The 26,458-nt window shown below is 69.5% G+C and carries 26 protein-coding genes and 4 tRNA genes; 8 read left to right on the top strand and 22 right to left on the bottom strand.

The annotated features are described in order from the left end of the window. Positions 1 to 100: 100 nt before the first annotated feature. The 5 genes from rplA to LJ657_RS21600 form a co-directional block, all read right to left on the bottom strand. Positions 101 to 826 (bottom strand): 50S ribosomal protein L1, encoded by a 726-nt coding sequence (rplA, locus tag LJ657_RS21620; protein WP_030930575.1) that lies wholly within the window; start codon positions 824 to 826, stop codon positions 101 to 103. 81 nt (positions 827 to 907) lie between these two features. Continuing rightward, positions 908 to 1,342 carry a 50S ribosomal protein L11 gene (gene rplK / locus LJ657_RS21615; protein WP_037858373.1) on the bottom strand — a complete coding sequence of 145 codons (435 nt, stop codon included), beginning with the start codon at positions 1,340 to 1,342 and terminating at the stop codon, positions 908 to 910. 168 nt (positions 1,343 to 1,510) lie between these two features. Further along, positions 1,511 to 2,380, bottom strand: a complete 870-nt coding sequence (gene nusG / locus LJ657_RS21610) for a transcription termination/antitermination protein NusG (protein WP_232650406.1) — start codon at positions 2,378 to 2,380, stop codon at positions 1,511 to 1,513. Between the two features lie 80 nt (positions 2,381 to 2,460). Beyond that, positions 2,461 to 2,745 (bottom strand): preprotein translocase subunit SecE, encoded by a 285-nt coding sequence (gene secE, locus LJ657_RS21605; protein WP_232650405.1) that lies wholly within the window; start codon positions 2,743 to 2,745, stop codon positions 2,461 to 2,463. A 108-nt stretch (positions 2,746 to 2,853) separates the two neighbouring features. Beyond that, positions 2,854 to 2,926, bottom strand: a tRNA-Trp gene (locus LJ657_RS21600). Between the two features lie 283 nt (positions 2,927 to 3,209). Here LJ657_RS21600 and LJ657_RS21595 point away from each other — a divergent pair. Together LJ657_RS21595 and LJ657_RS21590 are read left to right on the top strand one after the other, a co-directional pair. Then, positions 3,210 to 4,436, top strand: a complete 1,227-nt coding sequence (locus tag LJ657_RS21595) for a pyridoxal phosphate-dependent aminotransferase (RefSeq protein WP_232650404.1) — start codon at positions 3,210 to 3,212, stop codon at positions 4,434 to 4,436. Positions 4,437 to 4,559: 123 nt separating this feature from the next. Next, positions 4,560 to 5,588, top strand: a complete 1,029-nt coding sequence (locus LJ657_RS21590) for an adenosine deaminase (RefSeq protein WP_232650403.1) — start codon at positions 4,560 to 4,562, stop codon at positions 5,586 to 5,588. A 49-nt stretch (positions 5,589 to 5,637) separates the two neighbouring features. Here the strand turns inward: LJ657_RS21590 and LJ657_RS21585 are convergent, their stop codons facing one another. Continuing rightward, entirely contained in the window at positions 5,638 to 6,234 is a 597-nt protein-coding gene (locus LJ657_RS21585; protein WP_232650402.1) for a TetR/AcrR family transcriptional regulator, read from the bottom strand. A gap of 103 nt (positions 6,235 to 6,337) precedes the next feature. On the opposite strand from LJ657_RS21585, the gene LJ657_RS21580 reads away from it, so the two are divergent. Next, positions 6,338 to 6,970, top strand: a complete 633-nt coding sequence (locus LJ657_RS21580) for an NAD(P)-dependent oxidoreductase (protein WP_232650401.1) — start codon at positions 6,338 to 6,340, stop codon at positions 6,968 to 6,970. A gap of 19 nt (positions 6,971 to 6,989) precedes the next feature. On the opposite strand, the gene LJ657_RS21575 is transcribed toward LJ657_RS21580, so the two are convergent. From LJ657_RS21575 to LJ657_RS21540, 8 genes are all read right to left on the bottom strand, one after another. Further along, positions 6,990 to 8,045, bottom strand: a complete 1,056-nt coding sequence (locus LJ657_RS21575) for a UDP-N-acetylmuramate dehydrogenase (protein ID WP_232650400.1) — start codon at positions 8,043 to 8,045, stop codon at positions 6,990 to 6,992. Positions 8,046 to 8,401: 356 nt separating this feature from the next. Continuing rightward, the gene (locus LJ657_RS21570; RefSeq protein ID WP_232650399.1) at positions 8,402 to 9,844 is read right to left on the bottom strand and encodes a DHA2 family efflux MFS transporter permease subunit; all 1,443 of its coding nucleotides are present in this window, start codon (positions 9,842 to 9,844) and stop codon (positions 8,402 to 8,404) included. Between the two features lie 122 nt (positions 9,845 to 9,966). Further along, the gene (locus tag LJ657_RS21565) at positions 9,967 to 10,536 is read right to left on the bottom strand and encodes a TetR/AcrR family transcriptional regulator (RefSeq protein ID WP_232650398.1); all 570 of its coding nucleotides are present in this window, start codon (positions 10,534 to 10,536) and stop codon (positions 9,967 to 9,969) included. Positions 10,537 to 10,686: 150 nt separating this feature from the next. Next, complete coding sequence (locus tag LJ657_RS21560) at positions 10,687 to 11,115, bottom strand: MaoC family dehydratase (RefSeq protein WP_232650486.1); 429 nt, start codon at positions 11,113 to 11,115, stop codon at positions 10,687 to 10,689. Between the two features lie 8 nt (positions 11,116 to 11,123). Further along, positions 11,124 to 11,576 carry a MaoC family dehydratase N-terminal domain-containing protein gene (locus LJ657_RS21555; RefSeq protein WP_232650397.1) on the bottom strand — a complete coding sequence of 151 codons (453 nt, stop codon included), beginning with the start codon at positions 11,574 to 11,576 and terminating at the stop codon, positions 11,124 to 11,126. Between the two features lie 182 nt (positions 11,577 to 11,758). Beyond that, positions 11,759 to 11,923, bottom strand: coding sequence for a 50S ribosomal protein L33 (gene rpmG, locus LJ657_RS21550; RefSeq protein WP_003948671.1), 165 nt, complete (start codon positions 11,921 to 11,923; stop codon positions 11,759 to 11,761). Positions 11,924 to 12,012: 89 nt separating this feature from the next. After that, a tRNA-Met gene (locus LJ657_RS21545) sits at positions 12,013 to 12,085 on the bottom strand. Between the two features lie 46 nt (positions 12,086 to 12,131). Further along, positions 12,132 to 12,204: transfer RNA gene (locus LJ657_RS21540), tRNA-Thr, on the bottom strand. A gap of 297 nt (positions 12,205 to 12,501) precedes the next feature. Between LJ657_RS21540 and LJ657_RS21535 the strand changes: the two genes are divergently transcribed. Beyond that, the gene (locus LJ657_RS21535) at positions 12,502 to 13,806 is read left to right on the top strand and encodes an amidohydrolase family protein (protein ID WP_232650396.1); all 1,305 of its coding nucleotides are present in this window, start codon (positions 12,502 to 12,504) and stop codon (positions 13,804 to 13,806) included. A gap of 519 nt (positions 13,807 to 14,325) precedes the next feature. Then, positions 14,326 to 14,982, top strand: coding sequence for an NAD(P)H-binding protein (locus tag LJ657_RS21530; RefSeq protein WP_232650395.1), 657 nt, complete (start codon positions 14,326 to 14,328; stop codon positions 14,980 to 14,982). A 26-nt stretch (positions 14,983 to 15,008) separates the two neighbouring features. Here the strand turns inward: LJ657_RS21530 and LJ657_RS21525 are convergent, their stop codons facing one another. Then, positions 15,009 to 15,221 (bottom strand): hypothetical protein, encoded by a 213-nt coding sequence (locus LJ657_RS21525; RefSeq protein WP_232650394.1) that lies wholly within the window; start codon positions 15,219 to 15,221, stop codon positions 15,009 to 15,011. Between the two features lie 230 nt (positions 15,222 to 15,451). Here LJ657_RS21525 and LJ657_RS21520 point away from each other — a divergent pair, with 230 nt between their 5' ends. Next, positions 15,452 to 17,923, top strand: coding sequence for an MFS transporter (locus LJ657_RS21520; protein WP_232650393.1), 2,472 nt, complete (start codon positions 15,452 to 15,454; stop codon positions 17,921 to 17,923). Between the two features lie 464 nt (positions 17,924 to 18,387). On the opposite strand, the gene LJ657_RS21515 is transcribed toward LJ657_RS21520, so the two are convergent. Next, positions 18,388 to 18,469, bottom strand: a tRNA-Tyr gene (locus LJ657_RS21515). 233 nt (positions 18,470 to 18,702) lie between these two features. Here LJ657_RS21515 and LJ657_RS21510 point away from each other — a divergent pair. Further along, on the top strand, positions 18,703 to 19,191 hold the full coding sequence (locus LJ657_RS21510; protein ID WP_232650392.1) for a YajQ family cyclic di-GMP-binding protein: 489 nt from the start codon (positions 18,703 to 18,705) through the stop codon (positions 19,189 to 19,191). A 138-nt stretch (positions 19,192 to 19,329) separates the two neighbouring features. On the opposite strand, the gene LJ657_RS21505 is transcribed toward LJ657_RS21510, so the two are convergent. Beyond that, entirely contained in the window at positions 19,330 to 19,596 is a 267-nt protein-coding gene (locus LJ657_RS21505; protein ID WP_232650391.1) for a GlsB/YeaQ/YmgE family stress response membrane protein, read from the bottom strand. Between the two features lie 171 nt (positions 19,597 to 19,767). Here LJ657_RS21505 and LJ657_RS21500 point away from each other — a divergent pair, with 171 nt between their 5' ends. Then, positions 19,768 to 21,018, top strand: a complete 1,251-nt coding sequence (locus tag LJ657_RS21500) for an APC family permease (RefSeq protein ID WP_232650390.1) — start codon at positions 19,768 to 19,770, stop codon at positions 21,016 to 21,018. Between the two features lie 190 nt (positions 21,019 to 21,208). On the opposite strand, the gene LJ657_RS21495 is transcribed toward LJ657_RS21500, so the two are convergent. The 5 genes from LJ657_RS21495 to LJ657_RS21475 all read right to left on the bottom strand — a co-directional run bounded on the left by LJ657_RS21495 (position 21,209) and on the right by LJ657_RS21475 (position 26,456). Next, a complete protein-coding gene (locus LJ657_RS21495) occupies positions 21,209 to 21,775 on the bottom strand; it encodes an SMI1/KNR4 family protein (RefSeq protein WP_232650389.1) in 567 nt (188 codons plus the stop codon). Positions 21,776 to 21,894: 119 nt separating this feature from the next. Beyond that, positions 21,895 to 22,287: a YccF domain-containing protein gene (locus LJ657_RS21490; protein ID WP_232650388.1), complete on the bottom strand. Its 393-nt coding sequence runs from the start codon at positions 22,285 to 22,287 to the stop codon at positions 21,895 to 21,897. Continuing rightward, positions 22,284 to 23,147: a zinc metalloprotease HtpX gene (gene htpX, locus LJ657_RS21485; protein ID WP_232650387.1), complete on the bottom strand. Its 864-nt coding sequence runs from the start codon at positions 23,145 to 23,147 to the stop codon at positions 22,284 to 22,286. Before htpX ends, LJ657_RS21490 begins: the two co-directional genes overlap by 4 nt. Positions 23,148 to 23,340: 193 nt before the next feature. Beyond that, the gene (locus tag LJ657_RS21480) at positions 23,341 to 24,861 is read right to left on the bottom strand and encodes an NADH-quinone oxidoreductase subunit N (protein WP_232650386.1); all 1,521 of its coding nucleotides are present in this window, start codon (positions 24,859 to 24,861) and stop codon (positions 23,341 to 23,343) included. Next, the gene (locus LJ657_RS21475; protein WP_232650385.1) at positions 24,858 to 26,456 is read right to left on the bottom strand and encodes an NADH-quinone oxidoreductase subunit M; all 1,599 of its coding nucleotides are present in this window, start codon (positions 26,454 to 26,456) and stop codon (positions 24,858 to 24,860) included. The genes LJ657_RS21480 and LJ657_RS21475 overlap by 4 nt, the downstream gene beginning before the upstream one ends. Between the last annotated feature and the right edge of the window lie 2 nt (positions 26,457 to 26,458).

Below are 26,458 nucleotides of genomic sequence, written 5' to 3'. Positions count from 1 at the left end.
CCCAGGGCACTGACACACGTCCGGGAAAAGGGACGAGCCCCGCACCTCGGAAGGTTGCGGGGCTCGCGCCGGATACGCGTACGCGCGACTGCCGTCAGGATCAGACGGCGGCCGGGTCCTCCTCGACGAGGAGGTTGCGGGTGCGGTTGGAGTCGACCGGAATGCCGGGGCCGATCGTGGTGCTGATCGCGGCCTTCTTGATGTAGCGACCCTTGGCGGCGGACGGCTTCAGACGGAGGATCTCCTCCAGCGCCGCCGCGTAGTTCTCCACCAGCTTGGTGTCGTCGAAGGACACCTTGCCGATGATGAAGTGCAGGTTCGAGTGCTTGTCGACGCGGAACTCGATCTTGCCGCCCTTGATGTCGTTGACGGCCTTCGCCACGTCCGGGGTCACGGTGCCGGTCTTGGGGTTCGGCATGAGACCACGGGGACCGAGCACACGGCCGAGGCGGCCGACCTTGCCCATGAGGTCCGGGGTGGCGACGACGGCGTCGAAGTCCAGGCGGCCCTTCGAGACCTCGTCGATCAGTTCGTCGGAGCCGACGATGTCGGCGCCCGCGGCTTCCGCGGCCGCAGCACGGTCACCGGTCGCGAAGACCAGGACCCGGGCGGTCTTACCGGTGCCGTGCGGAAGGTTCACGGTGCCACGGACCATCTGGTCGGCCTTGCGCGGGTCGACACCCAGACGGAAGGCGACCTCGACGGTGCCGTCGAACTTGGTCGTGGAGGTCTCCTTGGCGAGACGGACGGCCTCGAGCGGGGCGTAGAGCTTCTCCCGGTCGATCTTGGCGTCCGCAGCGCGGAGAGACTTGCTGCGCTTGCTCACTACTGCTCCTGTGTGTGTCTGAGGAGTCGTGGTCCGGGCCGAGCAGGCCCTGCCACTTCTGCTGTCTTACGGGAGTGGGGCTCAGCCCTCGACCGTGATGCCCATGGAACGGGCGGTGCCGGCGATGATCTTCGACGCGGCGTCCAGGTCGTTGGCGTTGAGGTCGGGGAGCTTGGTCTGGGCGATCTCGCGGACCTGCGCCTCGGTGATCTTGGCGACCTTGGTCTTGTGCGGCTCGCCGGAGCCCTTCTCCACACCCGCGGCCTTGAGGATCATCTTGGCGGCCGGCGGCGTCTTGGTGACGAAGGTGAAGGAACGGTCCTCGTAGACCGTGATCTCCACCGGGATCACCCAGCCACGCTGCGACTCGGTCGCGGCGTTGTACGCCTTGCAGAACTCCATGATGTTGACGCCGTGCTGGCCCAGCGCGGGGCCGACCGGCGGAGCCGGGTTCGCCGCACCGGCGTTGATCTGGAGCTTGATGAGCCCCGTGACCTTCTTCTTCTTGGGAGGCATTACTCTCCGGGTCCTTTCGGTTGAGGCGTGCCTCCGCCCGGGTCGCGTCCCGGATGAAGGCATACCGCACAACGATAACGGGTATAGATGCGCGGCTGAAAACCGAGCAGGTCAGACCGGCTGCGAGAGCCCGCCTGACCTGCGCGGAAGTGGTGGGTCCAGAAGCCGCTAGTTCTTCTGGATCTGGTCGAAGGAGAGCTCGACCGGCGTCTCGCGGCCGAAGATCTCCACCAGGCCCTTGACCTTCTTCGAGTCGGGGTTGATCTCGTTGATGGTCGCCTGGAGCGTGGCGAACGGGCCGTCGGTGACGGTGACCGAGTCGCCGACCTCGAAGTCCAGCACCTGGACCTCGACCTTGCGCTGCGGGGCGGGCTTGCCCTCGGCCTCGGCGGCCTCGCGGGCGGCCTTCTCCTCGGCCTCCGGAGCGAGCATCTTGACGATCTCGTCCAGGGTCAGCGGGTACGGGTCGTAGGCGTTGCCCACGAAGCCGGTGACGCCGGGAGTGTTGCGGACCACACCCCAGGACTCGTTCGTCAGGTCCATGCGGACGAGGACGTAGCCCGGGAGCTTGTTCTGCTTGATGGTCTTGCGCTCACCGTTCTTGATCTGCGCGACCTCTTCCTGCGGCACCTCGGCCTGGAAGATGAAGTCCTCGACGTTCAGCGAGACGGCGCGCTGCTCCAGGTTGGTCTTCACGCGGTTCTCATAACCGGCGTAGGTGTGGATGACGTACCACTCGCCGGGCAGGGAGCGCAGCTCGTCGCGGAGGGCCTCGACCGGGTCGACCGGCTCGGACTCCTCCTCCGCGATCTCTTCCTCGGCGGTCTCGTCCGCGGCGGTCTCGTCGTCGTCGGCCTCGTCGGCGGCGGTCTCGTCCTCGTCCACGACCTGCAGGGCGGCCTCCTCGGCAGGCTCCCCCGCCTCGGCCTCGGCAGCCTCGAACTCGTCCTGCTCGTCCGCGCCCTCGACGATGTCGAGTTCGTCGTCCACGGACTCGTCCGGCTCGATGGCGTCGTCGTTCAGGTTCGTGTCAGACACGGTGGCTGCTTCTTCCTGGATACATAGGGGTGGAACATGCGAAAGGGGCGCCGGGTACCTCGGCGCCCTTCGCTCTCGGCTCAGCCGAAGACGTACTTGGCCGCGTGGTTGAGCCCATAGTCAATCACGGTCACCAGGGCGATCATGACGGCGACGAAGAAGATCACCACGGTGGTGTACGACGTCAGCTGGTTACGCGTAGGCCAGACGACCTTGCGAAGCTCTGCGACGACCTGGCGGTAGAAGAGGGCAAGCCTCTTGAACGGGCCCTTCTTGGCCCGCTTGCCGCCCTTGCGGGCCTTCTTCGTCTCCTGCGCCTCGTCCTGGGCATCAGGCGTGTCGATGGAGCCCACGGCGTCCGCCATTCGTCCTCACCTGTTCCCGGGTCGTGGCCGTGCCGCGCCCGGTCTGAGCCGCACGGCGTTGCATTGCTGTACGTACATGCGCACACATCCTGGCGAAGGTGTGTGTAGCAGGGCCGGAGGGACTTGAACCCCCAACCGCCGGTTTTGGAGACCGGTGCTCTACCAATTGAGCTACGACCCTTTGTGTGTCCCCCAACGTACCGCATCCGACCGGGTGCTCGGTGTGCACCGCCTGCGGCGCGGCTGCTGATGGCCAACGAGGTGAGAGTGTACGTGCTCCGGAGCCCATCGTCGAACAGAAAGCGCCCGTAGGGACCTTGACGGCGGAAGATCGCCGGAAAACCGATGGAAGATCACCCAGGCCACCGGCTGATTCCGGACAGGTGTTCAGTGGTCGACCCACACATGTTCAGTCTGTGAAACCCGCGTGCCGGGGTCGTTTCCAGTCTGAAACGATGGGGCCCATGAGCGCTGCAACCCCTCCCACCGAGCGCCGGGTCTCCGCCCGAGTCGGCGCGATCTCCGAGTCCGCCACCCTCGCCGTGGACGCCAAGGCCAAGGCCCTCAAGGCCGCCGGGCGTCCGGTGATCGGCTTCGGCGCCGGTGAGCCGGACTTCCCGACCCCGGACTACATCGTCGAGGCCGCCATCGAGGCCTGCAAGAACCCGAAGTACCACCGGTACACGCCGGCCGGCGGTCTGCCAGAGCTGAAGGCCGCGATCGCCGCGAAGACGCTGCGCGACTCCGGCTGGGAGCCGGACGTCTCGCAGATCCTGGTCACCAACGGCGGAAAGCAGGCCATCTACGAGGCCTTCGCCGCGATCCTCGACCCGGGCGACGAGGTCATCGTGCCCGCGCCGTACTGGACGACGTACCCGGAGTCGATCCGCCTGGCCGGCGGTGTCCCGGTGGAGGTCGTCGCGGACGAGACCACCGGTTACCGCGTCTCGGTCGAGCAGCTGGAGGCCGCCCGCACGGAGAAGACCAAGGTCGTCCTCTTCGTGTCACCGTCCAACCCGACCGGCGCGGTCTACTCCGAGGCCGACACCGAGGCGATCGGCCGCTGGGCCGTCGAGCACGGCCTGTGGGTCCTGACCGACGAGATCTACGAGCACCTGGTGTACGGCGACGCGGTCTCCGTGTCCCTGCCCGCGCTGCTGCCCGAGCTGCGCGACAAGTGCGTCGTGGTCAACGGTGTCGCGAAGACGTACGCCATGACCGGCTGGCGGGTGGGCTGGGTCATCGGCCCGAAGGACGTGGTCAAGGCCGCGACCAACCTGCAGTCGCACGCCACGTCGAACGTGTCGAACGTCGCTCAGGTCGCGGCGCTGGCCGCCGTCTCCGGCGGCCTGGACGCCGTCGCCGAGATGCGCGAGGCCTTCGACCGGCGGCGCAAGACCATCGTGCGGATGCTCAACGAGATCGACGGCGTGGTCTGCCCCGAGCCCGAGGGCGCCTTCTACGCCTACCCGTCGGTCAAGGGCCTGCTCGGCAAGGAGATCCGCGGCAAGCGCCCGCAGGACACGGTCGAGCTGGCCGCGCTGATCCTGGAGGAGGCCGAGGTCGCGGTCGTCCCGGGCGAGGCCTTCGGTACGCCGGGCTATCTGCGGCTGTCGTACGCCCTGGGTGACGAGGATCTCGTCGAGGGCGTCAGCCGGATCCAGAAGCTGCTGGCGGAGGCGCAGGACTGACGTCCGCCCTGTACAGGGGGCTGCTCCGGTTTTTCGGAGCAGCCCCCTGTTTCTTTGTGCGAGCAAGACCACGTACGGGGAATCCGCTACCGGGACGGCGGTGACGTGCGGCAGGATCCTGGAATGGAGCGTGTACGTGATGTCTCTGAGCTGCCGAAGGCCCATCTCCATCTGCACTTCACCGGGTCGATGCGGCCCGCCACCGTGCTGGAGCTGGCCGACAAGTACGGGGTACGACTGCCCGAAGCGCTGACCGAGGCGCTGACCAGCGGCGAGCCGCCGAAGCTGCGGGCCACGGACGAGCGGGGCTGGTTCCGCTTCCAGCGGCTCTACGACGCGGCGCGCTCGTGCCTCAGGGAGCCCGAGGACATCCGGCGTCTGGTGCGGGAGGCCGCCGAGGAGGATCTGAAGGACGGCTCGGGGTGGCTGGAGATCCAGGTCGACCCGACCTCCTACGCGCCCCGTCTGGGCGGTCTGATCCCGGCGCTGGAGATCATCCTCGACGCGGTGGACACGACGATGCGGGAGACCGGCCTGGGCATGCGGGTGCTGGTGGCCGCGAACCGTATGAAGCACCCCCTGGACGCGCGCACGCTGGCCCGGCTGGCCGTGCGGTACGCCGACCGGGGTGTGGTCGGCTTCGGGCTGTCCAACGACGAACGCCGGGGTATGGCAAGGGACTTCGACCGGGCTTTCGCCATCGCCCGGGAGGGCGGGCTGCTGTCGGCGCCGCACGGCGGCGAGCTGACAGGGCCTTCGTCGGTACGGGACTGTCTCGACGACCTGGACGCGAACCGGATCGGGCACGGGGTGCGGGCCGCGGAGGATCCGCGGCTGCTGAAGCGGCTCGCGGAGCGGGGTGTGACGTGCGAGGTCTGCCCCGCCTCGAACGTGGCCCTGGGTGTGTACGAGAAGCCCGAGGACGTTCCGCTGCGGAGGCTGTACGACGCCGGTGTCGCGATGGCCCTGGGCGCCGACGACCCGCTTCTGTTCGGTTCCCGGCTGGCCGCGCAGTACGACATCGCCCGCCACCACCACGGATTCACGGACGAGGAGTTGGCGGAGCTGGCCCGGCAGTCGGTGCGGGCGTCGGCGGCGCCGGAGGATGTGAAGGCGAAGCTCTTGGCGGGGGTGGACGACTGGCTGGCCTAGGGTCTGTCCGGCGGACCGGCCCTGGCACGCACTTCCGCAGGGGGCGGGGTCAGTCGGCGATGCCGGCCAGCAGGGTCCGCGCCAGCCGCTTGGCGAATTCGTCCACCGGCGGCCGCACCGCCTCTCGCGTCGCGTCGTAGGCGAATGCCCGCTGGGCACAGGCGCCCAGCAGCAGCGACGCGGCTGCGAAGGTGTCCGCGTCGAGGCTGACCCGGCCCAGTTCCTGTTCGGCCCGCAGGTACGTGTCCACACCCTGGATCGGCATGTGCGGGCCCCTTCCCATCTGCCGCATCACGTCGTCGTGCCGACGCTTGAGCTGGGTCTCGGCGTACAGGGACGCGGCGATCGGGAAGCTCTGCTCGTAGAAGAGGGCGGCCTGGCGGGCGATCTCGGTCAGGTTCTCCTCCAGCGTGCTCTGTCCGGGCTCGGCGGCCAGGTCGCGCAGCAGCGGCGTCAACTGGGGCAGCCGCTCCGTGAGGACGCGGATGAACAGCTCTTCCTTGCTCGCGAAGTACTTGTAGAGCGCGGCCTCGGAGCAGCCGGCCGCCTTGGCGATCTCCTTGGTGGTGGCGCGGGCCAGCCCGACGGTGAGCATCAGCTCGTGAGCGGCATCGAGGATGCGGACACGGGCCGGCTTCGTTTCCATGTGTCGTCCAATCGGGCTTGACGGATGGGTGAGTGCTTACTCACTCTAGTGGGAGAAAGGGTGAGTGAATACTCACCCACTGCCTACGAACATGGGAGCACCCATGAGACTCACCGTTTTCGGCGCCACCGGCGGCATAGGCCGGGAAGTCGTCCGCCAGGCCCTGGACTCGGGTCACGAGGTCACTGCGGTCGTACGGGATCCCGCGCGGCTGTCCGTGACGGGCGCGCGCCTGGAGGTGTTCCGGGACGACCTGGTCGACCTGGAGGCGGTGCGCCCCGCCGTGGCCGGCCGGGACGTGGTCCTGTCGGGGCTCGGTGCGCGCAGCCGCAAGGAGGCGGGGGTCGCGACCCGGCTCACGCGCACGGTGCTGGGCGCCATGGAGGCGGAGCAGGTGCGGCGGCTGCTCGTGGTGAGCGCGGGTCCGGTCGGTCCGCCGCCCGAGGGGGACGGGCCGCTCGACCGCACGGCGCGCGGCATCGTCTCCGCGCTGCTCAAGGACGTCTACGCCGATCTGAGCGCCATGGAGGCCGAGTTGGCAGGCAGCACCACGGACTGGACAGTCGTACGGCCGCCGCGGCTGCAGAACAAGCCGGTCACGGGCGCGTACCGGACGGTGGTCGGCGGCTTCCCGGCGAAGGGCCGCTTCATCGGGCGCGCGGATGTGGCGCACGCGATGCTGGCGATGGCCGGCGATCCGGGGACGGTGAAGCAGGGGGTGGGTGTGGCGTACTGAGGCGTTCCCGTGCGGGCCCCTACAGGCTGACGCCGACCGTCACCGGCTCGTTGACGAGTGTGATGCCGAAGGCCTCGCGGACGCCGGCGACGACCTCGCGGGCGAGTGCGAGCAGGTCCTCCGTGGTGGCCTCGCCGCGGTTGGTGAGGGCGAGGGTGTGCTTGGTGGAGATGCGGACGGGGCCGGTGCCGTAGCCCTTGGTGAAGCCCGCCTTGTCGATCAGCCAGGCCGCGGAGGTCTTGGTGTGTCCCTCGCCCGCCTGGTACGCGGGCGGCTCCACGCCGTCGCCGAGCCGTTCCTGCACGCGCGCGTGGAACGCGGCGAACTGGGCGTCGGTGAGGATGGGGTTGGTGAAGAAGGAACCGGCCGACCAGGTGTCGTGGTCCTCGGGGTCCAGGACCATGCCCTTGCCGGAGCGCAGCTTGAGGACGGTCTCGCGGGCGGCTGCGAGGGGGACGCGGTCGCCGGGCTCCACGCCGAGGGCGCGGGCCGTCTCGGCGTACTTGACGGGGCCGGAGAGGCCGTCGGCGTCCTCCAGTTCGAAGCGGACGCGCAGGACGACGTAGCGCTCGGGGTCGGCCTTGAAGCGGCTGTGGCGGTACGAGAAGGCGCAGTCGGCGTTCGGGACGGTGACGGTTTCGCGGGTATGGCGGTCGTAGGCGATCACCTCGGTGATGGTCGAGGAGACCTCCTGGCCGTACGCGCCCACGTTCTGGATGGGGGTCGCGCCGGCCGAGCCCGGGATGCCGGCCAGGCACTCGATGCCGGCGAGTCCGGCCTCGACGGTGCGGGCGACGGCGTCGGTCCACACCTCGCCGGCGGCGAGCTCCAGGCGCGTGCCGTCGAGGTCGAAGCCCTTGGTCGCGATGACGAGTGCGGTGCCGGCGAAGCCCTTGTCGCCGATGACCAGGTTCGAACCGCCGCCGATCAGCAGGAGCGGGGTGCCGGTGGCGTCGGCCTCCCGGACGGCTGCGATCACCTCGGCGTCGGTGGTGGCGGTGATCAGGCGGGCGGCGGGGCCGCCCAGCCGGAAGGTGGTCAGCGGGGCGAGGGGGGCGTCGTGTCGTTCCTGCACGGGCTCAAGGGTACGAGACGCCTGCGGCGCTGGTGCGGTGCCGGTGTGCCCGGGGGCGCTCGTGCGGCATCGGTGGGGTGTGGGTGGCGCCTGCGGTGCGGATGCCCGCGGCGCCTGGGCAGGTCCGGTGGGGGTACGCGTAGCGCCTGTGGTGCGGGCGGTGGGCGGGGCCGCGACTGCGGGTGCGCGCCTCTCATCCCCCTGGCCTGCGGGCAGTCGTGCCGCTGGGGGCGGCGCGGGTGGGCGCAGGCGGCACCCCGCCGGCACGGGTGGGCGAAACCCGCCCCGTCCCGGTTCCGGCCGCCGGACATACGCGGCGGCCCCGCCCTTTCGGACGGGGCCAGGCGTGGCTCGGGTCAGCCTGCGACCGGCTCCAGCGTCGGAGTCGGTTCGTCCGTCGGCGTCGGTGTGGTGGCCTCCGTGGCGCGCCGCCTCGGGATCATCAGTGCCGCCACCCCGGCGAGCGCCACGACCACGGACCCGGTCACCAGCGCAGGCTGCAGGCCGTCGACGAAGGTCTGCGCGGACTCGTAACCGCCCTGTGCCGAGAAGATCGACGACATGATCGCGATGCCCAGCGCACCGCCGACCTCTCGCAGCGCGTTGTTGGCGCCGGAGGCGATGCCCTGTTCCTTGGCGCGGACGCTGGACATCACCAGGTTGGCGGCCGGGGCGAAGTACAGCCCCATGCCGATGCCGCTGATGATCAGGGCGGGCAGCTGGGCGGTGTAGGAGACGCCGGGTGCCACCACGGAGGCCATCCAGCCGAGGCCGACCGCCTGGAGGAAGAGGCCGGTGGCGACCACGGGGCGGCCGCCGATGCGGTCGGAGAGGATGCCGGCGATCGGCGCGGCGAGCATCGGCATGCCGGTCCACGGCAGCATCCTCAGGCCCGCCTCGGTGGGCGAGTAGCCGAGGACGCCCTGCATGAACTGGCTGAGCAGGAAGATCGAGCCGAACATCCCGAGGAACATCAGCAGGCTCGCGGCGTTGATGCCGGAGAAGGCACGGGAGCGGAACAACCGCATCGGCAGCATGGGGTTCTTGGCTCGCAGGCTGTAGCCGACGAATGCTGTGAGCAGTGCGGTTCCGGCGAACAGGCCGGTCAGGACCAGGGTGGCGGTCCAGCCGTCGGCGGGGCCGCGGACCAGGCCGTAGACGATGCCGAAGAGGCCGCCGCTGGCGAGCAGGGTGCCGGGGACGTCGAGCGGGGCGCCGGTGCCGTGCGACTCGGCGAGACGCAGGCGGGCGAGCGGCAGCAGGGCGAGACCCAGGGGGACGTTCAGCCAGAAGATCCAGTGCCAGGAGACGTGCTCGGTGAGGCTTCCGCCGATGAGAGGTCCGGAGGCCACCGCGAGGCCGTTGACCGCGCCCCAGATCCCGTACGCCATTCCGCGCTTGGCGGCCGGCACGGCGGCGGTGAGAAGGGTGAGCGTCAGCGGCATCATGACCGCAGCGCCCACGCCCTGGACCGCGCGGGCGGCGATCAGGGAGTCGATGCCCGTCGCCATGGCCGCTGCCGCCGAGGCGCCGGTGAAGACGGTGAGACCGGCGAGGAAGAGCCGGCGGCGGCCGAACCTGTCGCCGAGCGCCGCGCCGAACATCAGGAGGACGGCGAAGGTGAGGGTGTAGGCGCTGACGGTCCATTCCAGGTCGCCCAGAGCTCCGCCGAGGTCCTTGCGGATGGAGGGCAGGGCGGTGGTGACTACGAGGTTGTCGAGGGCCGCCATGAATCCGGCGACGCTGGTGATGACGAGGGCCCAGACGGTTCCCCCGCGACGTGCGGTCTGCTGTGACATCGCTCCCCCAGAGGGTGATCAGTCGCTCGGTAGGTCTGTTCGGTTAGTTATTGATGACTAACTTTTGCGGGCATGAAAAACGGTTGCGGCGCCTTTCCCGTGGACTGCGTGGAGTCCGGGCGCTACTTCTCCAGACGGCCCTCCAGCCGCGCCTCTGGATACAGCCCTTCCCAGACCCGATGCTCGGGAGGAAAGCCCATGGCCACCAGGCAGTTGATGAGCATCCCGTACGCCATGAACGTCGTCGTCTCGCCGATGTCGGCACCCAGCGGCAGATGAACGGTGTCCCACAGCCGCATCCACCCGTTGCGCACCGCCTCGCCGAGCTCGTGGTCGCCCGCCTGTTCGGCGGCGGCCACGCTGACGTACATCTGCATCTGCATCAGCAGCCGCTCGGGCTGCTCGGCGATGACCTTGGTGTACGCGTTCGCCATGGCACGCAGGGCCTCTTCGCCCTCCAGCCCCTCGGCGGCCTCCTCGAAGGTGCGGATGGTGTCCTCCATGCACCGCTGCGCCACCACGAGGAAGAGCGCCTTCTTGCCCGGGAAGAGCCGGAAGAGATACGGCTGCGAGACACCGACCCGCTTGGCGATCGCCTCGGTCGAGGTGCCGTAGTAGCCGCCTCGGGCGAACTCCGCGGTCGCCGCTCGAATGACGCTCTCGCGCCTCTCATCTGCGCTCATCCTGGCCATGCAAGTAAGTTAGTACTCAATCACTAACTTCGTCAAGAGAGAAAGGAACCCCTCCCGGCCGCGAGACGTTGTCGCAGGCAGGGGGGCACATACGAGTAAGGGGCGCCCTCAATGGAGAACACCCCTTACCTCCAGGCCGTTGTACGCCCCTCAGGCCAGCCGTACGACCGCCCGCGACATCCCCAGCACCTTCTGCCCGGCGCTGGTCGCCGCGAGGTCCACGCGGACCGTGTTGTCGTCGAGCTTGGCGGCCACCTTGGCGCTGACCTCGATGACGGCGCCCTCGTCGTCGTTCGGGACGACGACCGGCCTGGTGAAGCGGACGCCGTACTCGACGACCGCGCCCGGGTCGCCGGTCCAGTCGGTGACCACCCGGATCGCCTCGGCCATGGTGAACATGCCGTGCGCGATGACGTCCGGCAGCCCGACCTCCTTGGCGAACCTCTCGTTCCAGTGGATGGGGTTGAAGTCCCCGGAGGCGCCGGCGTACTGAACGAGCGTGGCGCGTGTCACGGGGAAGGTCTGGGCGGGCAGTTCGGTGCCGACCTCGACCTCGTCGTATGCGATCTTCGCCGTCATCGTCTTCCTCACGCCTCCTCTGCCGCGCGCGCGACGAGCTTCGTCCACGCGGTCACGACGTGCTCGCCCGCCTCGTCGTGGACCTCGCCGCGGATGTCCAGGATGTCGTTGCCCGCCAGGGACTTGATGGCCTCGATGGTGGAGGTGACGGTGAGGCGGTCACCCGCTCGCACCGGGCGGACGTACGAGAACTTCTGGTCACCGTGGACGACTCGGCTGTAGTCCAGGCCCAGCTGCGGGTCCTGGACGACCTGGCCCGCGGCCTTGAAGGTGATCGCGAACACGAAGGTCGGCGGAGCGATGACGTCGGGGTGGCCGAGCGCCTTGGCGGCCTCCGGGTCCGTGTACGCCGGGTTGGGGTCCCCCACCGCCTCGGCGAACTCACGGATCTTCTCCCTGCCCACCTCGTAGGGCTCGGTGGGCGGGTAGCTGCGCCCCACGAAGGACTGGTCGAGCGCCATGGCTCGGCACCTCCTGTGTCTGCCTGCTGACTGCTGAGTGCTGACCTACTGGTGTCCGCGGATGCCCGCCGGACATCTGCTTCGAGCGCCCTGTGATCGACCGGAACCGGCCGGTAACCGGGGCCGAAACGACGCGAGGCCGCCCCCCGGTTGGTGGGGGCGGCCTCGTGTACGAGCCTGTTTTATCGCGTTTCGCGGTGCGCGGTGTGCGCGTTGCAACGCGGGCAGTGCTTCTTCATCTCCAGTCGGTCCGGGTTGTTACGCCGGTTCTTCTTGGTGATGTAGTTCCGCTCCTTGCACTCCACGCAGGCCAGCGTGATCTTCGGGCGGACGTCGGTGGCAGCCACGTGAGTGCTCCTTGACGAACGGATGGGACGGTTTAACGCATAAAAGAGTAGCCGATCGAAGGACCGACCCCACAATCGGCTACTGTCAGTAGCGGTGACCGGACTTGAACCGGTGACACAGCGATTATGAGCCGCTTGCTCTACCGACTGAGCTACACCGCTGTGATGCGATCCGTTCCCGCCTTGCGACGGGAACCTCACACACCAGAGCCCCAATACGGAATCGAACCGTAGACCTTCTCCTTACCATGGAGACGCTCTGCCGACTGAGCTATTGGGGCGAGCGATGAAGACATTACACGCTCGGCCGCCGTTCACCCAAATCCGTTTCGCGGCCCCCGTCCCGGCCTGTTCCACAGGCGCTCCCGGCCTCAGCCCGGGCCGGTTTCCCGGCTCTCCCACGAGCAACTGAGGCCCCTCCGACACGGCGGACCACACCGGTACGACTATTGCGCTCCTCCCCGACACGAGCGGATCGCCAGCCTAGGCTCGACTCACTCTGCGTGATCTTGCGTCCCCCTGCGCAGCCCCCTAGCCCCCTAGCCCCCTAGCCCCTAGCCCCTAGCCCCTGGAACGCGATGCCCGACAGCCAGCCGCAGCAACCCCACTCGTCCTCCTCGTCGGGCTCGTCCTCCTCATCGGGTTCCTCGGGTTCTCCGGGCTCCTCGGGACGGGCGGGCGACCCGGCCGCCCTGCTGCTGTGCGGGGCTCGGCTGACCGACGGCCGGACCGTGGACGTACGGCTGGCTGGCGGGCGCATCGAGGCGGTCGGCACGGCGGGAAGTCTGGCTGTCGGCGGAATGCGGGACTGCGGCATGCGCGTGGATCTCAGCGGCTATCTGCTGCTGCCGGCCCCGGCCGAGCCGCACGCGCACGGGGACACCGCCTTGTCCGCCGAGGGCGACGGTCCGGCCTCGTACGAGCCCCTGGACGTCCAGCGTCGGGCCACCGAGGCGGCGTTGTTGCAGCTGGGACACGGGGCGACCGCGCTGCGGGCACACGTGCGCGTGGGCGACGTCCAGGGGCTGGGAGCGCTGGGCTCCGTGCTGCAGGCGCGGCGTTCACTGCGCGGACTGACGGAACTCACGGCGGTGGCGATGCCGCGGCTGCTGACCGGCGTGGCAGGGGCGGACGGGCTGGCGATGCTGCGGGACGCCCTGAAGATGGGCGCTTCCGTGGTGGGTGGCTGTCCGGACCTGGACCCGGATCCGACCGGGTACGTGGAGGCGGTCCTGGAGGTCGCCTCCGAACACGGCTGCCCTGTCGACCTGCACACCGACGCCACCGATCCGGCCCGCCTCGCCCGCATCGTCGCGATGGCCGGCGGCCTGCGTCCCGGGGTGACGCTCGGACCGTGCGGCGGCCTCGGCCGACTGGCAGCCGAGACGGCCCGGCGCACCGCCGACCAGCTCGCGGCGGCCGGCGTAGGGGTGGTGTGTCTGCCTCAGGGCGGCTGCGGCGGCACCGACGAGCGCGACACGGCCCCGGTACGGCTGCTGCGGGCGGCCGGCGTACGGGTGGCCGCGGGCAGCGGCGCCCTGCGCGACGTGTCGAACCCGGTGGGCCGCGGGGACCCCTTGGAGGCGGCCTATCTGCTGGCCTCACGGTACGGGCTGCGGCCGGAGGACTCGTACGACGCGGTGAGCTCCTCGGCGCGGTCGGTCATGGGACTGCCTGAGGTGCGCGTGGAGGCGGGTTTCCCGGCCGAGTTGCTGGCCCTGCGGGGCGACCGGCTGGCGGGGGCGTTGTCGCTGGCGTACAGCCGCATCGTGGTGCATCGGGGGCGGGTGGTGGCGCGGACGAGCGCGGTCCGGGAGTACTGCAACTCTGCGGCGGCGGCGGAGCTCGGGTTGCCTCGGCAGGGGCGGGGGGAGTTGTCGTGAGGGGTTGAGGGCGGGGGTTGAGAATGGGGGTTGGGGTTGGGGTGCGTGTGGTGAGGCGCGAGTCGTGAGGCGCGCTTGTGGGGTGTGCGCGGTGTGGTGCTCGCGGTGCGGGGCAGTGAGTCCTCTCAATGAGCGCTAGGGGCGCGTTGGGGGGGCGCATGTAGGCGTCACGTGTAGGCGTCAGGGGCGCTTGAGCGCTCGATATGAGGGTTGTGCGCCGGGCGCTTGCGCTGGGACTGTGCGCCGCCCACTCGCGCACCGCACTTCGCCCCACCGGCATACCGACGCGGAGCCAGGCCGTCGGTTCGCACGCCGGAGACGCGTGCCACCAGAGCCTCGTCCGAGGTCCCCGGCACGGAGCGAGCGCGCAGCGCCTGCATCAGAGGCGAGCGCCGGCAGCGCATGACCGGGGCTCATGCGCCCAGCGCGCACCCTCCACCTGTGCGCTCCGGATGCGCACCCTGAGGCGTGGCTCAAGTCGTGCGGCGGACGCGGCCGTCCGGGCGTACGGTCGGAAACATGCGCATTGTCATCGCTGGTGGTCATGGTCAGATCGCGCTGCGGCTGGAGCGGCTGCTCGCTGCGCGCGGAGAAGAGGTTGCGGGGATCATCCGTCACGCCGAACAGGGCGACGACCTGCGGGAGGCGGGCGCCGAACCGGTTCTGCTGGATCTGGAGTCGGCCTCGGTCGAGGAGGTCGCGGCACATCTGCAGGGCGCCGATGCGGCGGTGTTCGCGGCGGGCGCGGGTCCGGGCAGCGGGGCGGCCCGCAAGGACACGGTGGACAAGGGGGCGGCGATCCTGTTCGCGGACGCGGCGGTTCGGGCGGGCGTACGACGACACGTGGTCGTCTCGTCGATGGGCGCCGATCCCGCGCACCAGGGGGACGACATCTTCGACGTGTACTTGCGCGCGAAGGGCGAGGCCGACGCGTACGTGCTGCGGCAGGACGCCCTGGACGCGACGATTCTGCGCCCCGGGATGCTGACGAACGACGCAGGCACGGGCCTCGTACGACTGGAGGCCCACACGGGCCGCGGCGCCGTCCCCCGCGACGACGTGGCCGCCGTACTGGCCGAGTTGGTGGAAACCCCGGCGACGGCCGGCCTGATCCTGGAACTGGTCGGCGGATCGGCGCCGGTGTCGGTCGCGGTGAAGTCGGTGGCGGGGAACTGAGGTTGCCCGGGGCGCCGTGTGCCTCTCTAGAACAGGGGCAGTTGGCCGGGGATCTCCGGGACGACATAGCCGTCCAATGATGCCTGGACCGCGCCGAGTTGTGCCTGGCTGCGTGAGCCGGGGCAGGAGACGAGTACGCCGTTCTCGCGCGCGCCGGGCGGGTCGTGACGAGCGAACCGTCCGGCGACGACGGCGATCTCGCGACGGCATTCGGGGCAGCGCCTGCGACGAGTGGACATGGGGTCAGTGTGCCCCGGGGGAAGGCGCGTTGTGCGCGGGGCGCACGCCCCGGTCTTCTCACGGACCTCGCGCGCCGTGGTGTCACCGATGGACTCCCCCGGGCGCCTGCAATCGCGAAGATTTCACCGGGCCCCTACAAAACCCAACCACGCTTGCTTAAGTCAATCAACTGACTTAACTTGAGGATGTCGCGCACACCCGATGCCCCTTGCCCACGGAGGCCCGACCCATGTCCCACGCCCTTCCCCGCCCCGCCGACGACGGGGTGGTGTCCGCAGCGCCGCGGGCCAATGCCGTCGTAGCGGTCCTGGCCTTCGGCGGGATCGTGGTCTCGCTGATGCAGACCCTGGTCATCCCGATCGTCCCGGAGCTGCCGAAGCTTCTGAACGCCCCGGCGTCCGACACCGCCTGGGCCGTCACCGCCACACTGCTCGCCGCCGCCGTGGCCGTCCCCATGATGGGCCGGCTGGGCGACATGTACGGCAAGCGCCGCATGCTCCTGGTCAGCCTGGTCCTGCTGGTCGCCGGATCGGTCACCGCCGCGCTCAGCGACTCCCTGGCCCCGATGATCGTCGGACGGGTCCTGCAGGGCATGGCGGGTGGCGTGATCCCGCTCGGCATCAGCATCATGCGGGACGAGCTGCCCGCCGAACGGCTCGGTTCGGCGACCGCGCTGATGAGCGCCTCGCTGGGCGTCGGTGCCGCGCTCGGTCTGCCCGCCGCCGCCCTCATCGCGGACCACTTCGACTGGCACGTGCTGTTCTGGAGTTCGGCCGGGATGGGTGCCGTGGCGCTTCTGCTGGTGGCGTTCGCCGTACCCGAGTCCAAGGTGCGGACGGGCGGCCGCTTCGATGTCGTCGGCGGCCTAGGCATGGCGGTCGGCCTGGTCTGCCTGCTGCTCGGCATCTCCAAGGGCGGCGACTGGGGCTGGGACAGCGGCACCACGCTCGGCTTGTTCGGGGCGGCGGTGGCGGTCCTGCTGCTGTGGGGCTGGTACGAGCTGCGTACCGAGCAGCCGCTGGTCGACCTGCGTACCACCGCCCGCCGGCAGGTACTGGTCACCAACCTCGCCTCGATAGCCCTCGGCTTCGGCATGTTCGCGATGTCCTTGGTACTTCCGCAGCTCCTGCAGTTGCCTGAGGCGACCGGCTACGGTCTGGGCAGGTCGCTGCTGACCGCAGGCCTGGTCATGGCCCCCTCCGGGCTGGTGATGATGGCGATCGCCCCCGTCTCGGCCGCCCTTTCCAAGGCCAAGGGCCCCAAGGCCAGCCTGATGCTGGGCTCTCTGATCGTGGCGGCCGGCTACGGCCTGCAGATCCTCCTGATGACCGAGGTCTGGCAGTTCGTACTGGTGTCCTGCGTCATCGGTTCCGGTATCGGCTTCACCTACGGCGCGATGCCCGCGCTCATCATGGGCGCCGTACCGCCGTCGCAGTCGGGCGCGGCCAACAGCCTCAACACCCTGATGCGGTCCATCGGTACGTCGACCGCCAGCGCCGTGGCCGGCGTCGTCCTGTCGCAGATGACCACGGACCTCGGCGGGGTCCCCCTCCCCTCGGAGAACGGCTTCAGGACCGTCCTCGCCATCGGCGGCGGCGCGGCGCTGCTGGCCTTCGCCGTCGCGTCCTTCATTCCGCGGCATCGGGCCGCCGCGGCCGGGGGCGGTTCCGCGGCCGCGGAGAAGGCTGCCGGAGGGGCGTCCGATACGTCGCCTTCCGCGGCCGGGGGCGAGAAGGGTGCGCCTGGCACGGCCGAGGAGAGGGCGCTTCGCCTGGCTGAGGAGGATGCGCCGGGCCGATCCGTCATGGCCGCGGCCGCGATCGGGGAGGGTGCGCCAGGTCTGTCGGCCGCGCGCTCCAGCGGATCCTCGGCTGTGCCCGTATCCTCATCGGCTTCCGTCGCGACCGCCGAGCCCGACGGGGCGAGCGGCTCCACCGGCGGCGGAATTCCGGTGAGCGGGCATGTCCTGGGTGCGGAGCGGGTCCCTGTGGCCGGGGCCGCCGTCACGCTCATCTCGCTCGGCGGAAAGCAGCTGAGCTGGTCGGTCTCGGAGGGCGACGGTGCGTACCGTGTCGAGGTGCCCGCCGCCGGTTCGTACGTCCTGATCATCTCCGCCGACGGTTTTCAGCCGCATGCCTCGACGCTCGTCGCCGCCGGCGTGCCGGTCTCGTACGACGTCCTGCTGAGCGGCACGAGCGGCCTCTCGGGACTGGTGCGGTCCGCGGACAGCGGGGCCCCGGTGGCCGACGCCGTGGTGATCGTGACCGATGTGCGCGGGAACGTGCTGGCCACCGGACGGACCGACACGCTGGGCGAGTTCAGGGTCACCGACCTGGTGCCGGGGACGGTCACGCTCGCCGTCAACTCCCCCAAGCACCGCCCCCTGGCCCTGCCCGTCGAGATCGGCGGCGCCGGCACCACACGCCTGGAGGTCGAGCTCCGGCCCGGCGCCCACGTCCGGGGCACGGTGCGCGGAGCGGGCGCCCCTGTGGGCGACGCCCGGGTGACCCTGGTGGACGCCGCGGGCAACGTGGTCGCCACGACGAGGACCGGCCACGACGGTGCGTACGCCTTCTCCGACCTGGACAGCGGGGCGTACACGGTCATCGCCACGGGCTATCCGCCGCAGGCAGCGACGGTGACGGTGTCGGGCGGCGGCGCGGACGACCATGACATCGAACTTGCCCACAGCGGAGACTAGTTCCGCCTGGTTCCTCCTACGGGCCGACCCGGATTCGATGCACCAGACGAGTTGGCCCGTCTCTTGCTCACCTCACAGATGGAAAACTCCATCCGGGACCGGTCCGTCGAACACCAGCAAGGCGGTCGGCCCGGGCGTTGGATGGCGTCGTCCGTGCCTGCCGCGCCAGCCGGTGGCCGAAGACAGTTGCTTCTCCCATCCCGACCGACCCTGGGAGCGACATTCAGACGTTTCATCGACGCCCCGTCCAAGTAGGCGTGAGCCACTCTGGGGCTGTTGCGCAACTCGGGACACGCAGGAGCCTCTATCGGCCCCAAAGCGCTCACCCTGATCAGCCCCGGGACCCACGCGCCGGGAATGAGACAAGCCGCCTAATTTCGATTCCACTCGAGAGGTCACCCCGAGGCACGCAAAGACCCCCTCCGCTCTACGTTTCCGCAGTTCGGAGGGGGTCTCTCTCAGCGTGGCGGCGCCAGGATTCGAACCTGGGAAGGCTGAGCCGGCAGATTTACAGTCTGCTCCCTTTGGCCGCTCGGGCACACCGCCGGGTTTGCTGCCGTTCGAACCGCTTTTCGGCGGTGCTCCCTGGCAACGACGTAAACAATACCCGATGCCGAGGGGTGCTTCGCCACCCGATTGATCTGCGCCCGGAGGACGACGGGTGGCTAGGCTTGTCCGGATGCGGCCCGGGACCACGCCGGGCTCGGCGCCGCCCCCACGTACGCCGATACACCCCCGTACGCACCCCCATCATGCACCGATACAAGGAGCCACAGGACATGGCCGACTCCAGTTTCGACATCGTCTCGAAGGTCGAGCGGCAGGAGGTCGACAACGCCCTCAACCAGGCCGCCAAGGAGATCTCGCAGCGCTACGACTTCAAGGGCGTGGGTGCCTCGATCTCGTGGTCCGGTGACAAGGTCCTTATGGAGGCGAACTCCGAGGACCGAGTCAAGGCCGTCCTCGACGTCTTCCAGTCCAAGCTGATCAAGCGCGGGATCTCACTGAAGGCGCTGGACGCGGGCGAGCCCCAGCTCTCGGGCAAGGAATACAAGATCTTCGCGTCGATCGAGGAGGGCATCTCCCAGGAGAACGCGAAGAAGGTGGCGAAGATCATCCGCGACGAGGGCCCGAAGGGCATCAAGGCGCAGGTGCAGGGCGACGAGCTGCGCGTCACCTCGAAGAGCCGTGACGATCTGCAGGCCGTGATCGCGCTCCTGAAGGGCAAGGACTTCGACTTCGCCCTGCAGTTCGTGAACTACCGGTAAGCCACTGGCTTACCAGCGCCGATTGACGGTCACTGGCCGGCCATCACCCACCGCCGGCCCACGAGGAAGGGTGGGCACCTGGCGGGTGCCCACCCTTCTCGCCTGCTGGCTGCAGTCCGAGGGCGTGCTCGGTCGTACTCAGTTGCGCGAGTTGCCGAAGAGGATGCGATAGGCGATCAGGAGGACGAGCGAGCCACCTATGGCCGCGGCCCATGTCGCGCCGTCGTAGAAGTGCTTGGTGATCGGGTGGTCCAGCCAGCGGGCCGAGATCCAGCCGCCGATGAACGCGCCCGCGATGCCGATGAGAGTCGTGCCGATGAAGCCGCCCGGGTCGCGGCCCGGCAGCAAGAACTTGGCGATGGCTCCGGCCAACAGCCCCAGGATGATCCAGCTGATGATGGTCATGCCGTGAACCTGCCCTTCCGCACTATGGATGCACTTTCCGGACAGTGAGATTTCGGTCAAGATCCGCAGTGCGCCATGTGCTTGTTGCTGCTATTGCTTGTTCCCGCTCTGTTGACGAACAGGACGCCGTGGTGGCACTCGCCGGTTGCAGTGATCAGTAGGGTGCATGACATGGCATCGGCCCGTTCTGCCTCCGAGTTGCGACGCACGCTGGGCGTCGGCGACGCCGTCGTCATCGGGCTCGGCTCGATGGTGGGGGCCGGGATCTTCGCCGCCCTGGGACCCGCGGCGCGCGCGTCCGGGTCCGGGCTGCTGCTCGGTCTCGCCGTCGCTGCCGTCGTCGCCTATTGCAACGCCATGGCGTCGGCGCGGCTGGCCGCCATGTATCCGGCCTCGGGCGGCACGTATGTGTACGGGCGCGAGCGACTTGGCCCGTTCTGGGGCTATCTCGCGGGCTGGGCGTTCATGGTCGGGAAGACCGCCTCCTGCGCGGCGATGGCGCTCACCGTGGGGGCGTACGTCTGGCCGGGACAGGCGCACGCGGTGGCGGTCGCGGCCGTGGTGGCGCTCACGGCGGTGAACTACGGCGGTGTCCAGAAGTCGGCCTGGGTGACCCGGGTGATCGTGGCGGTGGTGCTGGCTGTCCTCGCTTCCGTCGTGCTCGTGTGCCTGAGGTCCGGGGCGTCCGACGCCGGGCGTCTCAGTGTCGGTATCTCGGGGGGCGTGGGCGGGGTGCTGCAGGCCGCCGGGCTGCTGTTCTTCGCGTTTGCCGGGTACGCGCGCATCGCGACCCTCGGCGAGGAGGTACGGGATCCGGCGCGCACCATCCCGCGCGCGATCCCCTTGGCTCTGGGCATCGCGCTGGCGGTTTACGTGTGTGTGGCCGTGGCTGTCCTTTCCGTGCTCGGGGCCGGCGGTCTCGGGCAGGCGGGCGCTCCGCTGGCCGACGCGGTGCGGGCGGCCGGGGTGCCGGGGCTGGTTCCGGTGGTTCGGGTGGGTGCCGCCGTGGCCGCGCTGGGTTCGCTGCTCGCCCTGATCCTGGGCGTCTCGCGGACGACGCTGGCCATGGCCCGCGACCGGTACCTTCCCGGCGCGCTCTCGGCAGTGCATCCGCGCTTCCAGGTACCGCACCGGGCCGAACTGGCCGTGGGTGTCGTAGTCGCCGCCCTGGCCGCCACGGTGAACGTACGGGGTGCGATCGGTTTCTCCTCCTTCGGTGTACTGGCCTACTACGCCGTGGCCAACGCCTCCGCCTGGACGCTGAGTCCGGCTCCGACGGCTCGGGCGCTGCCCGCGGTGGGTCTTCTCGGGTGCGTGGTGCTGGCGTTCTCGCTGCCGGTGGTTTCGGTGGTCGCGGGCGCGGGAGTGCTGGCGGTGGGCTTGGGCGCGTATGGCGTACGGCGACGGGTGGCTGCGCGGTAGCGGGGCGGGCCGGGCCGAACTGCGGTCGGGGCGAGGGGCGCCCGGTCAAGGCTTCCGGAGACGGTGCGCATAGCGGACCGGCAGTCAGGGCGGGGCAGGGCACGTTCTTCCCGCTGTTGGCGCCTGCGGGATCTCCGCAGGCGCCAACCAGGGGGTGCGCTGCGATGTCGTACGCATGGTGTCGCGGCTGCTAGAACGCTCGCGCCGCCGTGGTGCGTATACGGAAGTCGGTCCAAGGGGCCATCTCCGGTTCCTCGTTCGTCTCCTCGTACCAGCCCGTGCCGTCCACCCAGGATCTCAGCCAGGCCATGAGGCTGGGGGCGTCGATGTACCAGGCGTGGTCGGCGTTGTCCGCATTCGGCTCGAAGAGGAGAACGGGGGCCTGCGGGCTGCGGCAGTCCACGCATGCGTACATCGCGCAGCCCCAGTGGGATATCGGCAGGACCCCTTCGGGCCAGGGCCAGTCGGGGTCCTTGCGGCCGCTGTCACGGTTGGCGAGGTACTGCACGACGGCGGCGGGCTCGCCGGCGGGCGGGCTGTCGAGGAGGGGCAACAGGCCGTACTCCGGACCGAACCCGCCGTCTCCTATGCGCAGGTAGAGGTCGGCGAGCAGAGAAGGCAGAGGGAAGCCCAGGCTGGTCTCGGCGCGGGCCAGCGTGGACGCGTCGGCGGGCTCCGGAAGTGAAGGCCAGCCCCATGGGCGGGTGTTGTGCGCCTTGACGGACACCCGTGCCAGCAACTGCTCGTTCTCGGTCATGGGTTCATGATGCAAGGCGCCACTGACAATCGGGCCGGCCTGTGGACCACCGACGGGCTGTGGAAAACCCGGTCACTCGGATGGGGTCGGGCAGGTTGCCCCGCCCTCGTCCCCCTCGGTCAGCGATTTGCGAACGGCTGGTCCGTCGGCACGATTTCACGGCCGAGCGGCAGCAGCGAGACCGGGATCAGCTTGAAGTTGGCGATGCCGAACGGGATGCCGATGATCGTGATGCACAGGGCGATGCCGGTGACGATGTGCGTGAGCGCGAGCCACCAGCCCGCGAGGACCAGCCACAGCACGTTGCCGACGCAGGAGGGCGCACCGGCGTCGCGGCGCTCGACCGTCGTGTATCCGAAGGGCCACAGGGCGTAGACCCCGATTCGGAACGCCGCGATGCCGAACGGGATGCCGATGATCGTGATGCAGAGCAGAAGGCCCGCGGCCAGGTAGCCGAGGAACAGCCAGAAGCCGCTCAGGACGAGCCAGATGACGTTCAGGATGGTTTTCACTGGGGGCGACCTGCCATCTTCTCGAGCCGAGCGATGCGCTCCGTCATCGGCGGGTGGGTCGAAAACGTCTTGGAGAGTCCCTGGCCCGGGCGGAAGGGGTTCGCGATCATCATATGGCTCGCGGTCTCGATCCGCGGCTCGGGTGGCAACGGCAGCTGCTTGGTGCCCGCTTCGAGCTTGCGCAACGCACTGGCGAGGGCGAGGGGGTCGCCGGTCAGCTGGGCGCCGGAAGCGTCGGCTTCGTATTCTCTGGAGCGGCTGATGGCCAGTTGGATGAGGGTGGCCGCGAGCGGGCCCAGGATCATGATCATCAGCATGCCGAGGAGGCCCGGGCCGTCGTCGTCGTTGGAGCGTCCGACCGGGATCAGCCAGGCGAAGTTGACCAGGAACATGATCACGGAGGCCAGGGCGCCGGCGACCGACGAGATGAGAATGTCACGGTTGTAGACGTGACTGAGCTCGTGGCCGATGACGCCGCGCAGTTCACGCTCGTCCAGGATGCGCAGGATGCCTTCCGTGCAGCACACGGCGGCGTTGCGCGGGTTGCGGCCCGTCGCGAAGGCGTTCGGAGCCTCCGTCGGGGAGATGTACAGGCGTGGCATGGGCTGGCGGGCCTGGGTGGAGAGGTCGCGGACCATGCGGTAGAGGGCGGGCGCCTCGAACTCGCTGACGGGGCGCGCGCGCATCGCGCGTAGCGCCAGCTTGTCGCTGTTCCAGTACGCGTACGCGTTCGTGCCCAGTGCGATCAGAACCGCGACGACGAGCCCCATGCGGCCGAAGAAACTGCCGATGACGATGATGAGGGCGGACAGACCTCCGAGGAGAACTGCGGTCCTTAGCCCGTTGTGCCGGCGGTGCACGGTACGCCCTCCAAGTCGTGCAGCAGGGGAACCCTTTGCTTGCTGATCTCCGGTGCCACTGGTGCCGTGGTGTCACGTCCAGTGGACCCTCCCGTACTGGTCAACGCCAGGCGAGGACCACTAGTTCCCTTGTGCGTACGGCGGCGTTCGTGGGCCGTCCGGGTGATGGCGGCCCTGGACGGCCGACATCGGCTCAGAAAAGGGCTGTGCCGGCGAAGCGCAGGACCAGCTGGGGTGCTCCGGAGAGGGCGATGCCGAGGACACCGGTGAGGCTGATCGCGGCGGTGAGGGGCGCCGGGAAACGGTGCTTGACAGGCTCTCCCTCGGGCGCGCGGAACAGCAGTGCCGTCCATTGGAGGTAGTAGAACAGGGCGATGACGACGTTGACGGCCATGACCACGGCCAGCCAGCCGAGTCCCGCGCCGACAACTGCCGAGAACACGGTGACCTTGGCGAACAGGCCGATGATGCCTGGGGGCAGTCCGGCCAGGCAGAGCAGGAAGAAGGCCAGCAGAAGGGCGGCGAGCGGGTTCCTCGCGTAGAGGCCGCGGTAGTCCGTGATGCGGTTCGCGGACCTGGTACGGCCCACCACAGCGGCCACCGCGAAGGCTCCGAGGTTCACGGCCGCGTACATGAGGGCGTAGGCGACGGTGGAGCCGATGGAGTGCTCGGCGTCGTCGGAGTAGGCGGCTGCGGCGATCGGTACGAGGAGGTAGCCGGCCTGGCCCACCGACGACCAGGCTAGGAGTCGTACCGCGCTGTACGCGCGCGTGGCTTGCTGGCGCAGTGCGCCGACGTTGCCGACGGTCATGGTGAGCGCGGCCAGGGCCGCGAGCGCGGGACCCCAGACGTCGGCGTACGACGGGAAGGCGACGACCGTGACGAGGATCAGGCCGGAGAAGCCGACCGCCTTCCCGACGACCGACAGGTAGGCGGCGATGGGCAGGGGCGCTCCCACGTAGGTGTCCGGGACCCAGAAGTGGAAGGGCACGGCGGCCGTCTTGAAGGCGAACCCGACGAGGGTGAGAACGACACCGGTCTGGGCGAGCGTGTGGAGCTGTCCGTCGACGTGCTGGATCCGGTCGGCCACCTGGGTGAGGTAGAGGGTGCTGGTGGAGGCGTACACGAAGCTGATGCCCATGAGGCTGACCGCGGTCGCGGTGACCGACGACAGGAAGAACTTCAGGGCCGCTTCGGAGGACTTCTTGTCGCCGTGCCGGATGCCGACGAGGGCGAAGGCGGGCAGGGAGGCGACCTCCAGGGCGACGATCAGGGTCGCGAGGTCGCGGGAGGCCGGCAGGAGAGCGGCGCCTGCCGCGGAGGAGAGCAGCAGGAACCAGTACTCCCCTTCCGGGAGTTGTTTGCCGGCGTCCTTCAGCGCTGTCACCGACAGGAGTGCGGCGAGGAGGGCGCCGCCGAGGACCAGGAGCTGGATGACGAGCGTGAAGCGGTCCGCGGTGTAGCTGCACGCGTGTGTGCCGTTCACGCAGAAGGTGCTGCGGTCGTCGTCCAGGAGGGGCAGCAACAGGAGCGCGGAAGCGGCGAGGCCCGCGACCGAGACCCAGCCGAGGAGTGACTTCTTGGCGTCGGCGACGAAAAGGTCGGCGACGAGGACTGCGAGTGCGACGACCGCCGTGAGGGTGGGCGGTGCGATGGCGAGCCAGTCGACGGACTGGATCACACTCGCGGCCAGCGGCTGGGCCAGGGAGCTCATCGGGTGCCTCCTGAGAGGAGCTGCTGCACGGCCGGGTCGGTCAGGCCGAGGAGGGCCTTGGGCCACAGGCCGGCGGCGACGGTGAGGACGACGAGCGGGGTCCAGGCTGCGAACTCGTACGTGTGCACGTCGGCGAGGTGCGGCGCTTCCTGCGGTACGGCGCCCATGCAGACGCGGCGCACCACGACCAGCATGTACGCGGCCGTGAGGAGGGTGCCGAACGCCGCGATCGCCATGAAGGTGAGGTAGGCGGGGCGGCTGAGGTCGCCGGCGGGCTTGAACGCGCCGAACAGAGCCAGCATCTCGCCCCAGAAACCGGCCAGACCCGGCAGACCGAGCGAGGCGACCGCGCCGAAGGCGAGCAGTCCGCCGAGGCGGGGGGCCTTGCCGTAGAGCGCGGCACCGGTTTCCTCGGCCAGGGTGTCGAGGTCGGTCGTGCCCGTGCGGTCCTTCAGCGCGCCGACCAGGAAGAAGAGAAGGCCGGTGATGAGGCCGTGGGCGATGTTCGCGAACAGGGCGCCGTTCACGCCGGTCGGGGTCATGGTCGAGATGCCGAGCAGGACGAAGCCCATGTGGCCGACGGAGGAGTAGGCGATGAGGCGCTTGAGGTCGCCCTTCGCGCCCTGCTTGGCGAGGGCCAGGCAGGCCAGGGATCCGTAGATGATCCCGACGACGGCGAAGGCGGCGAGGTAGGGCGCGAAGGTGTGGAATCCGTCCGGCGCGATCGGAAGGATGATCCGGACGAATCCGTACGTACCCATCTTCAGCAGGACGCCGGCCAGCAGGACTGAGCCGACGGTCGGGGCGGCGGTGTGGGCGTCGGGCAGCCAGCTGTGCAGAGGCCACATCGGCGTCTTGACCGCGAGGCCGATCCCGATCGCCAGAACGGCGATGACCTGCACGGATGTGGTCAGCGACCGGCCGTTGTCAGTGGCGAGTGCCACCATGTCGAATGTGCCGGCCTTGATCCCGATCAGGAGCAGGCCGAGCAGCATGACGACCGAACCGAGCAGTGTGTAGAGGATGAACCGCCAGGCGGCCTGGGTCCGGCCCTCGCCGCCCCAGCGGGCGATGAGGAAGTACATCGGGATCAGCACCATCTCGAACGCGAGGAAGAACAGCAGCAGGTCGAGAACGGCGAAGCTCGCGAGGGTGCCGGACTCGAGGACCAGCATCAGTGCGACGAAGGCCTTCGGGGTCGGGCCCGCGGCCTGCGGCGTCAGCCGCTGATGTTGCTGCTTGAAGTACGAGTAGAGCGCGCACAGGAAGGTCAGCAGCGCGGTCAGGACCAGAAGGGGGAGGGAAATGCCGTCGATGCCGAGGTGGATCCGTACGTCGAGCGCGGGGATCCAGCTGATGTCCGTCGTTGCCTGCATCTTCGACGGGTGGTCGTGGTCGAAGCCGAGCGCGAGGGCGATCACGGCGATGAGGACCACGCCGGTCACGGTCACGCCGTGGCGGAGCACGGCCTGCTCGGGTGACTTCCCTTTCAGCCCGGGCGGGGCGGGCAGGAGAGCGGCGGCGGCCCCAAGAAGCGGGCCGACGACGACGAATGCCAGAAGGAACTGCATCACGGACTCGCTGATATCGATCACGC

The organism is Streptomyces guryensis, assembly GCF_021261325.1.
Lineage (GTDB): Bacteria > Actinomycetota > Actinomycetes > Streptomycetales > Streptomycetaceae > Streptomyces > Streptomyces guryensis.
Note: the sequence above shows the minus strand (reverse complement) of the source record. Positions and strands in the feature narration are given on the sequence as shown.

Bases quoted from the DNA above. Each gene is read 5' to 3' on its own strand.
- LJ657_RS21525 (WP_232650394.1), bottom strand. From the start codon at position 15,221: ATGTCCACTCGTCGCAGGCGCTGCCCCGAATGCCGTCGCGAGATCGCC.
- rplK (WP_037858373.1), bottom strand. From the start codon at position 1,342: ATGCCTCCCAAGAAGAAGAAGGTCACGGGGCTCATCAAGCTCCAGATC.
- LJ657_RS21480 (WP_232650386.1), bottom strand. From the start codon at position 24,861: ATGAGCTCCCTGGCCCAGCCGCTGGCCGCGAGTGTGATCCAGTCCGTC.
- LJ657_RS21535 (WP_232650396.1), top strand. From the start codon at position 12,502: ATGCCCGACAGCCAGCCGCAGCAACCCCACTCGTCCTCCTCGTCGGGC.
- LJ657_RS21495 (WP_232650389.1), bottom strand. From the start codon at position 21,775: ATGACCGAGAACGAGCAGTTGCTGGCACGGGTGTCCGTCAAGGCGCAC.
- LJ657_RS21570 (WP_232650399.1), bottom strand. From the start codon at position 9,844: ATGTCACAGCAGACCGCACGTCGCGGGGGAACCGTCTGGGCCCTCGTC.
- LJ657_RS21505 (WP_232650391.1), bottom strand. From the start codon at position 19,596: ATGACCATCATCAGCTGGATCATCCTGGGGCTGTTGGCCGGAGCCATC.
- secE (WP_232650405.1), bottom strand. From the start codon at position 2,745: ATGGCGGACGCCGTGGGCTCCATCGACACGCCTGATGCCCAGGACGAG.
- LJ657_RS21520 (WP_232650393.1), top strand. From the start codon at position 15,452: ATGTCCCACGCCCTTCCCCGCCCCGCCGACGACGGGGTGGTGTCCGCA.
- LJ657_RS21590 (WP_232650403.1), top strand. From the start codon at position 4,560: ATGGAGCGTGTACGTGATGTCTCTGAGCTGCCGAAGGCCCATCTCCAT.
- LJ657_RS21595 (WP_232650404.1), top strand. From the start codon at position 3,210: ATGAGCGCTGCAACCCCTCCCACCGAGCGCCGGGTCTCCGCCCGAGTC.
- LJ657_RS21580 (WP_232650401.1), top strand. From the start codon at position 6,338: ATGAGACTCACCGTTTTCGGCGCCACCGGCGGCATAGGCCGGGAAGTC.
- LJ657_RS21530 (WP_232650395.1), top strand. From the start codon at position 14,326: ATGCGCATTGTCATCGCTGGTGGTCATGGTCAGATCGCGCTGCGGCTG.
- LJ657_RS21585 (WP_232650402.1), bottom strand. From the start codon at position 6,234: ATGGAAACGAAGCCGGCCCGTGTCCGCATCCTCGATGCCGCTCACGAG.
- LJ657_RS21560 (WP_232650486.1), bottom strand. From the start codon at position 11,115: ATGACGGCGAAGATCGCATACGACGAGGTCGAGGTCGGCACCGAACTG.
- LJ657_RS21565 (WP_232650398.1), bottom strand. From the start codon at position 10,536: ATGGCCAGGATGAGCGCAGATGAGAGGCGCGAGAGCGTCATTCGAGCG.
- LJ657_RS21500 (WP_232650390.1), top strand. From the start codon at position 19,768: ATGGCATCGGCCCGTTCTGCCTCCGAGTTGCGACGCACGCTGGGCGTC.
- LJ657_RS21555 (WP_232650397.1), bottom strand. From the start codon at position 11,576: ATGGCGCTCGACCAGTCCTTCGTGGGGCGCAGCTACCCGCCCACCGAG.
- LJ657_RS21510 (WP_232650392.1), top strand. From the start codon at position 18,703: ATGGCCGACTCCAGTTTCGACATCGTCTCGAAGGTCGAGCGGCAGGAG.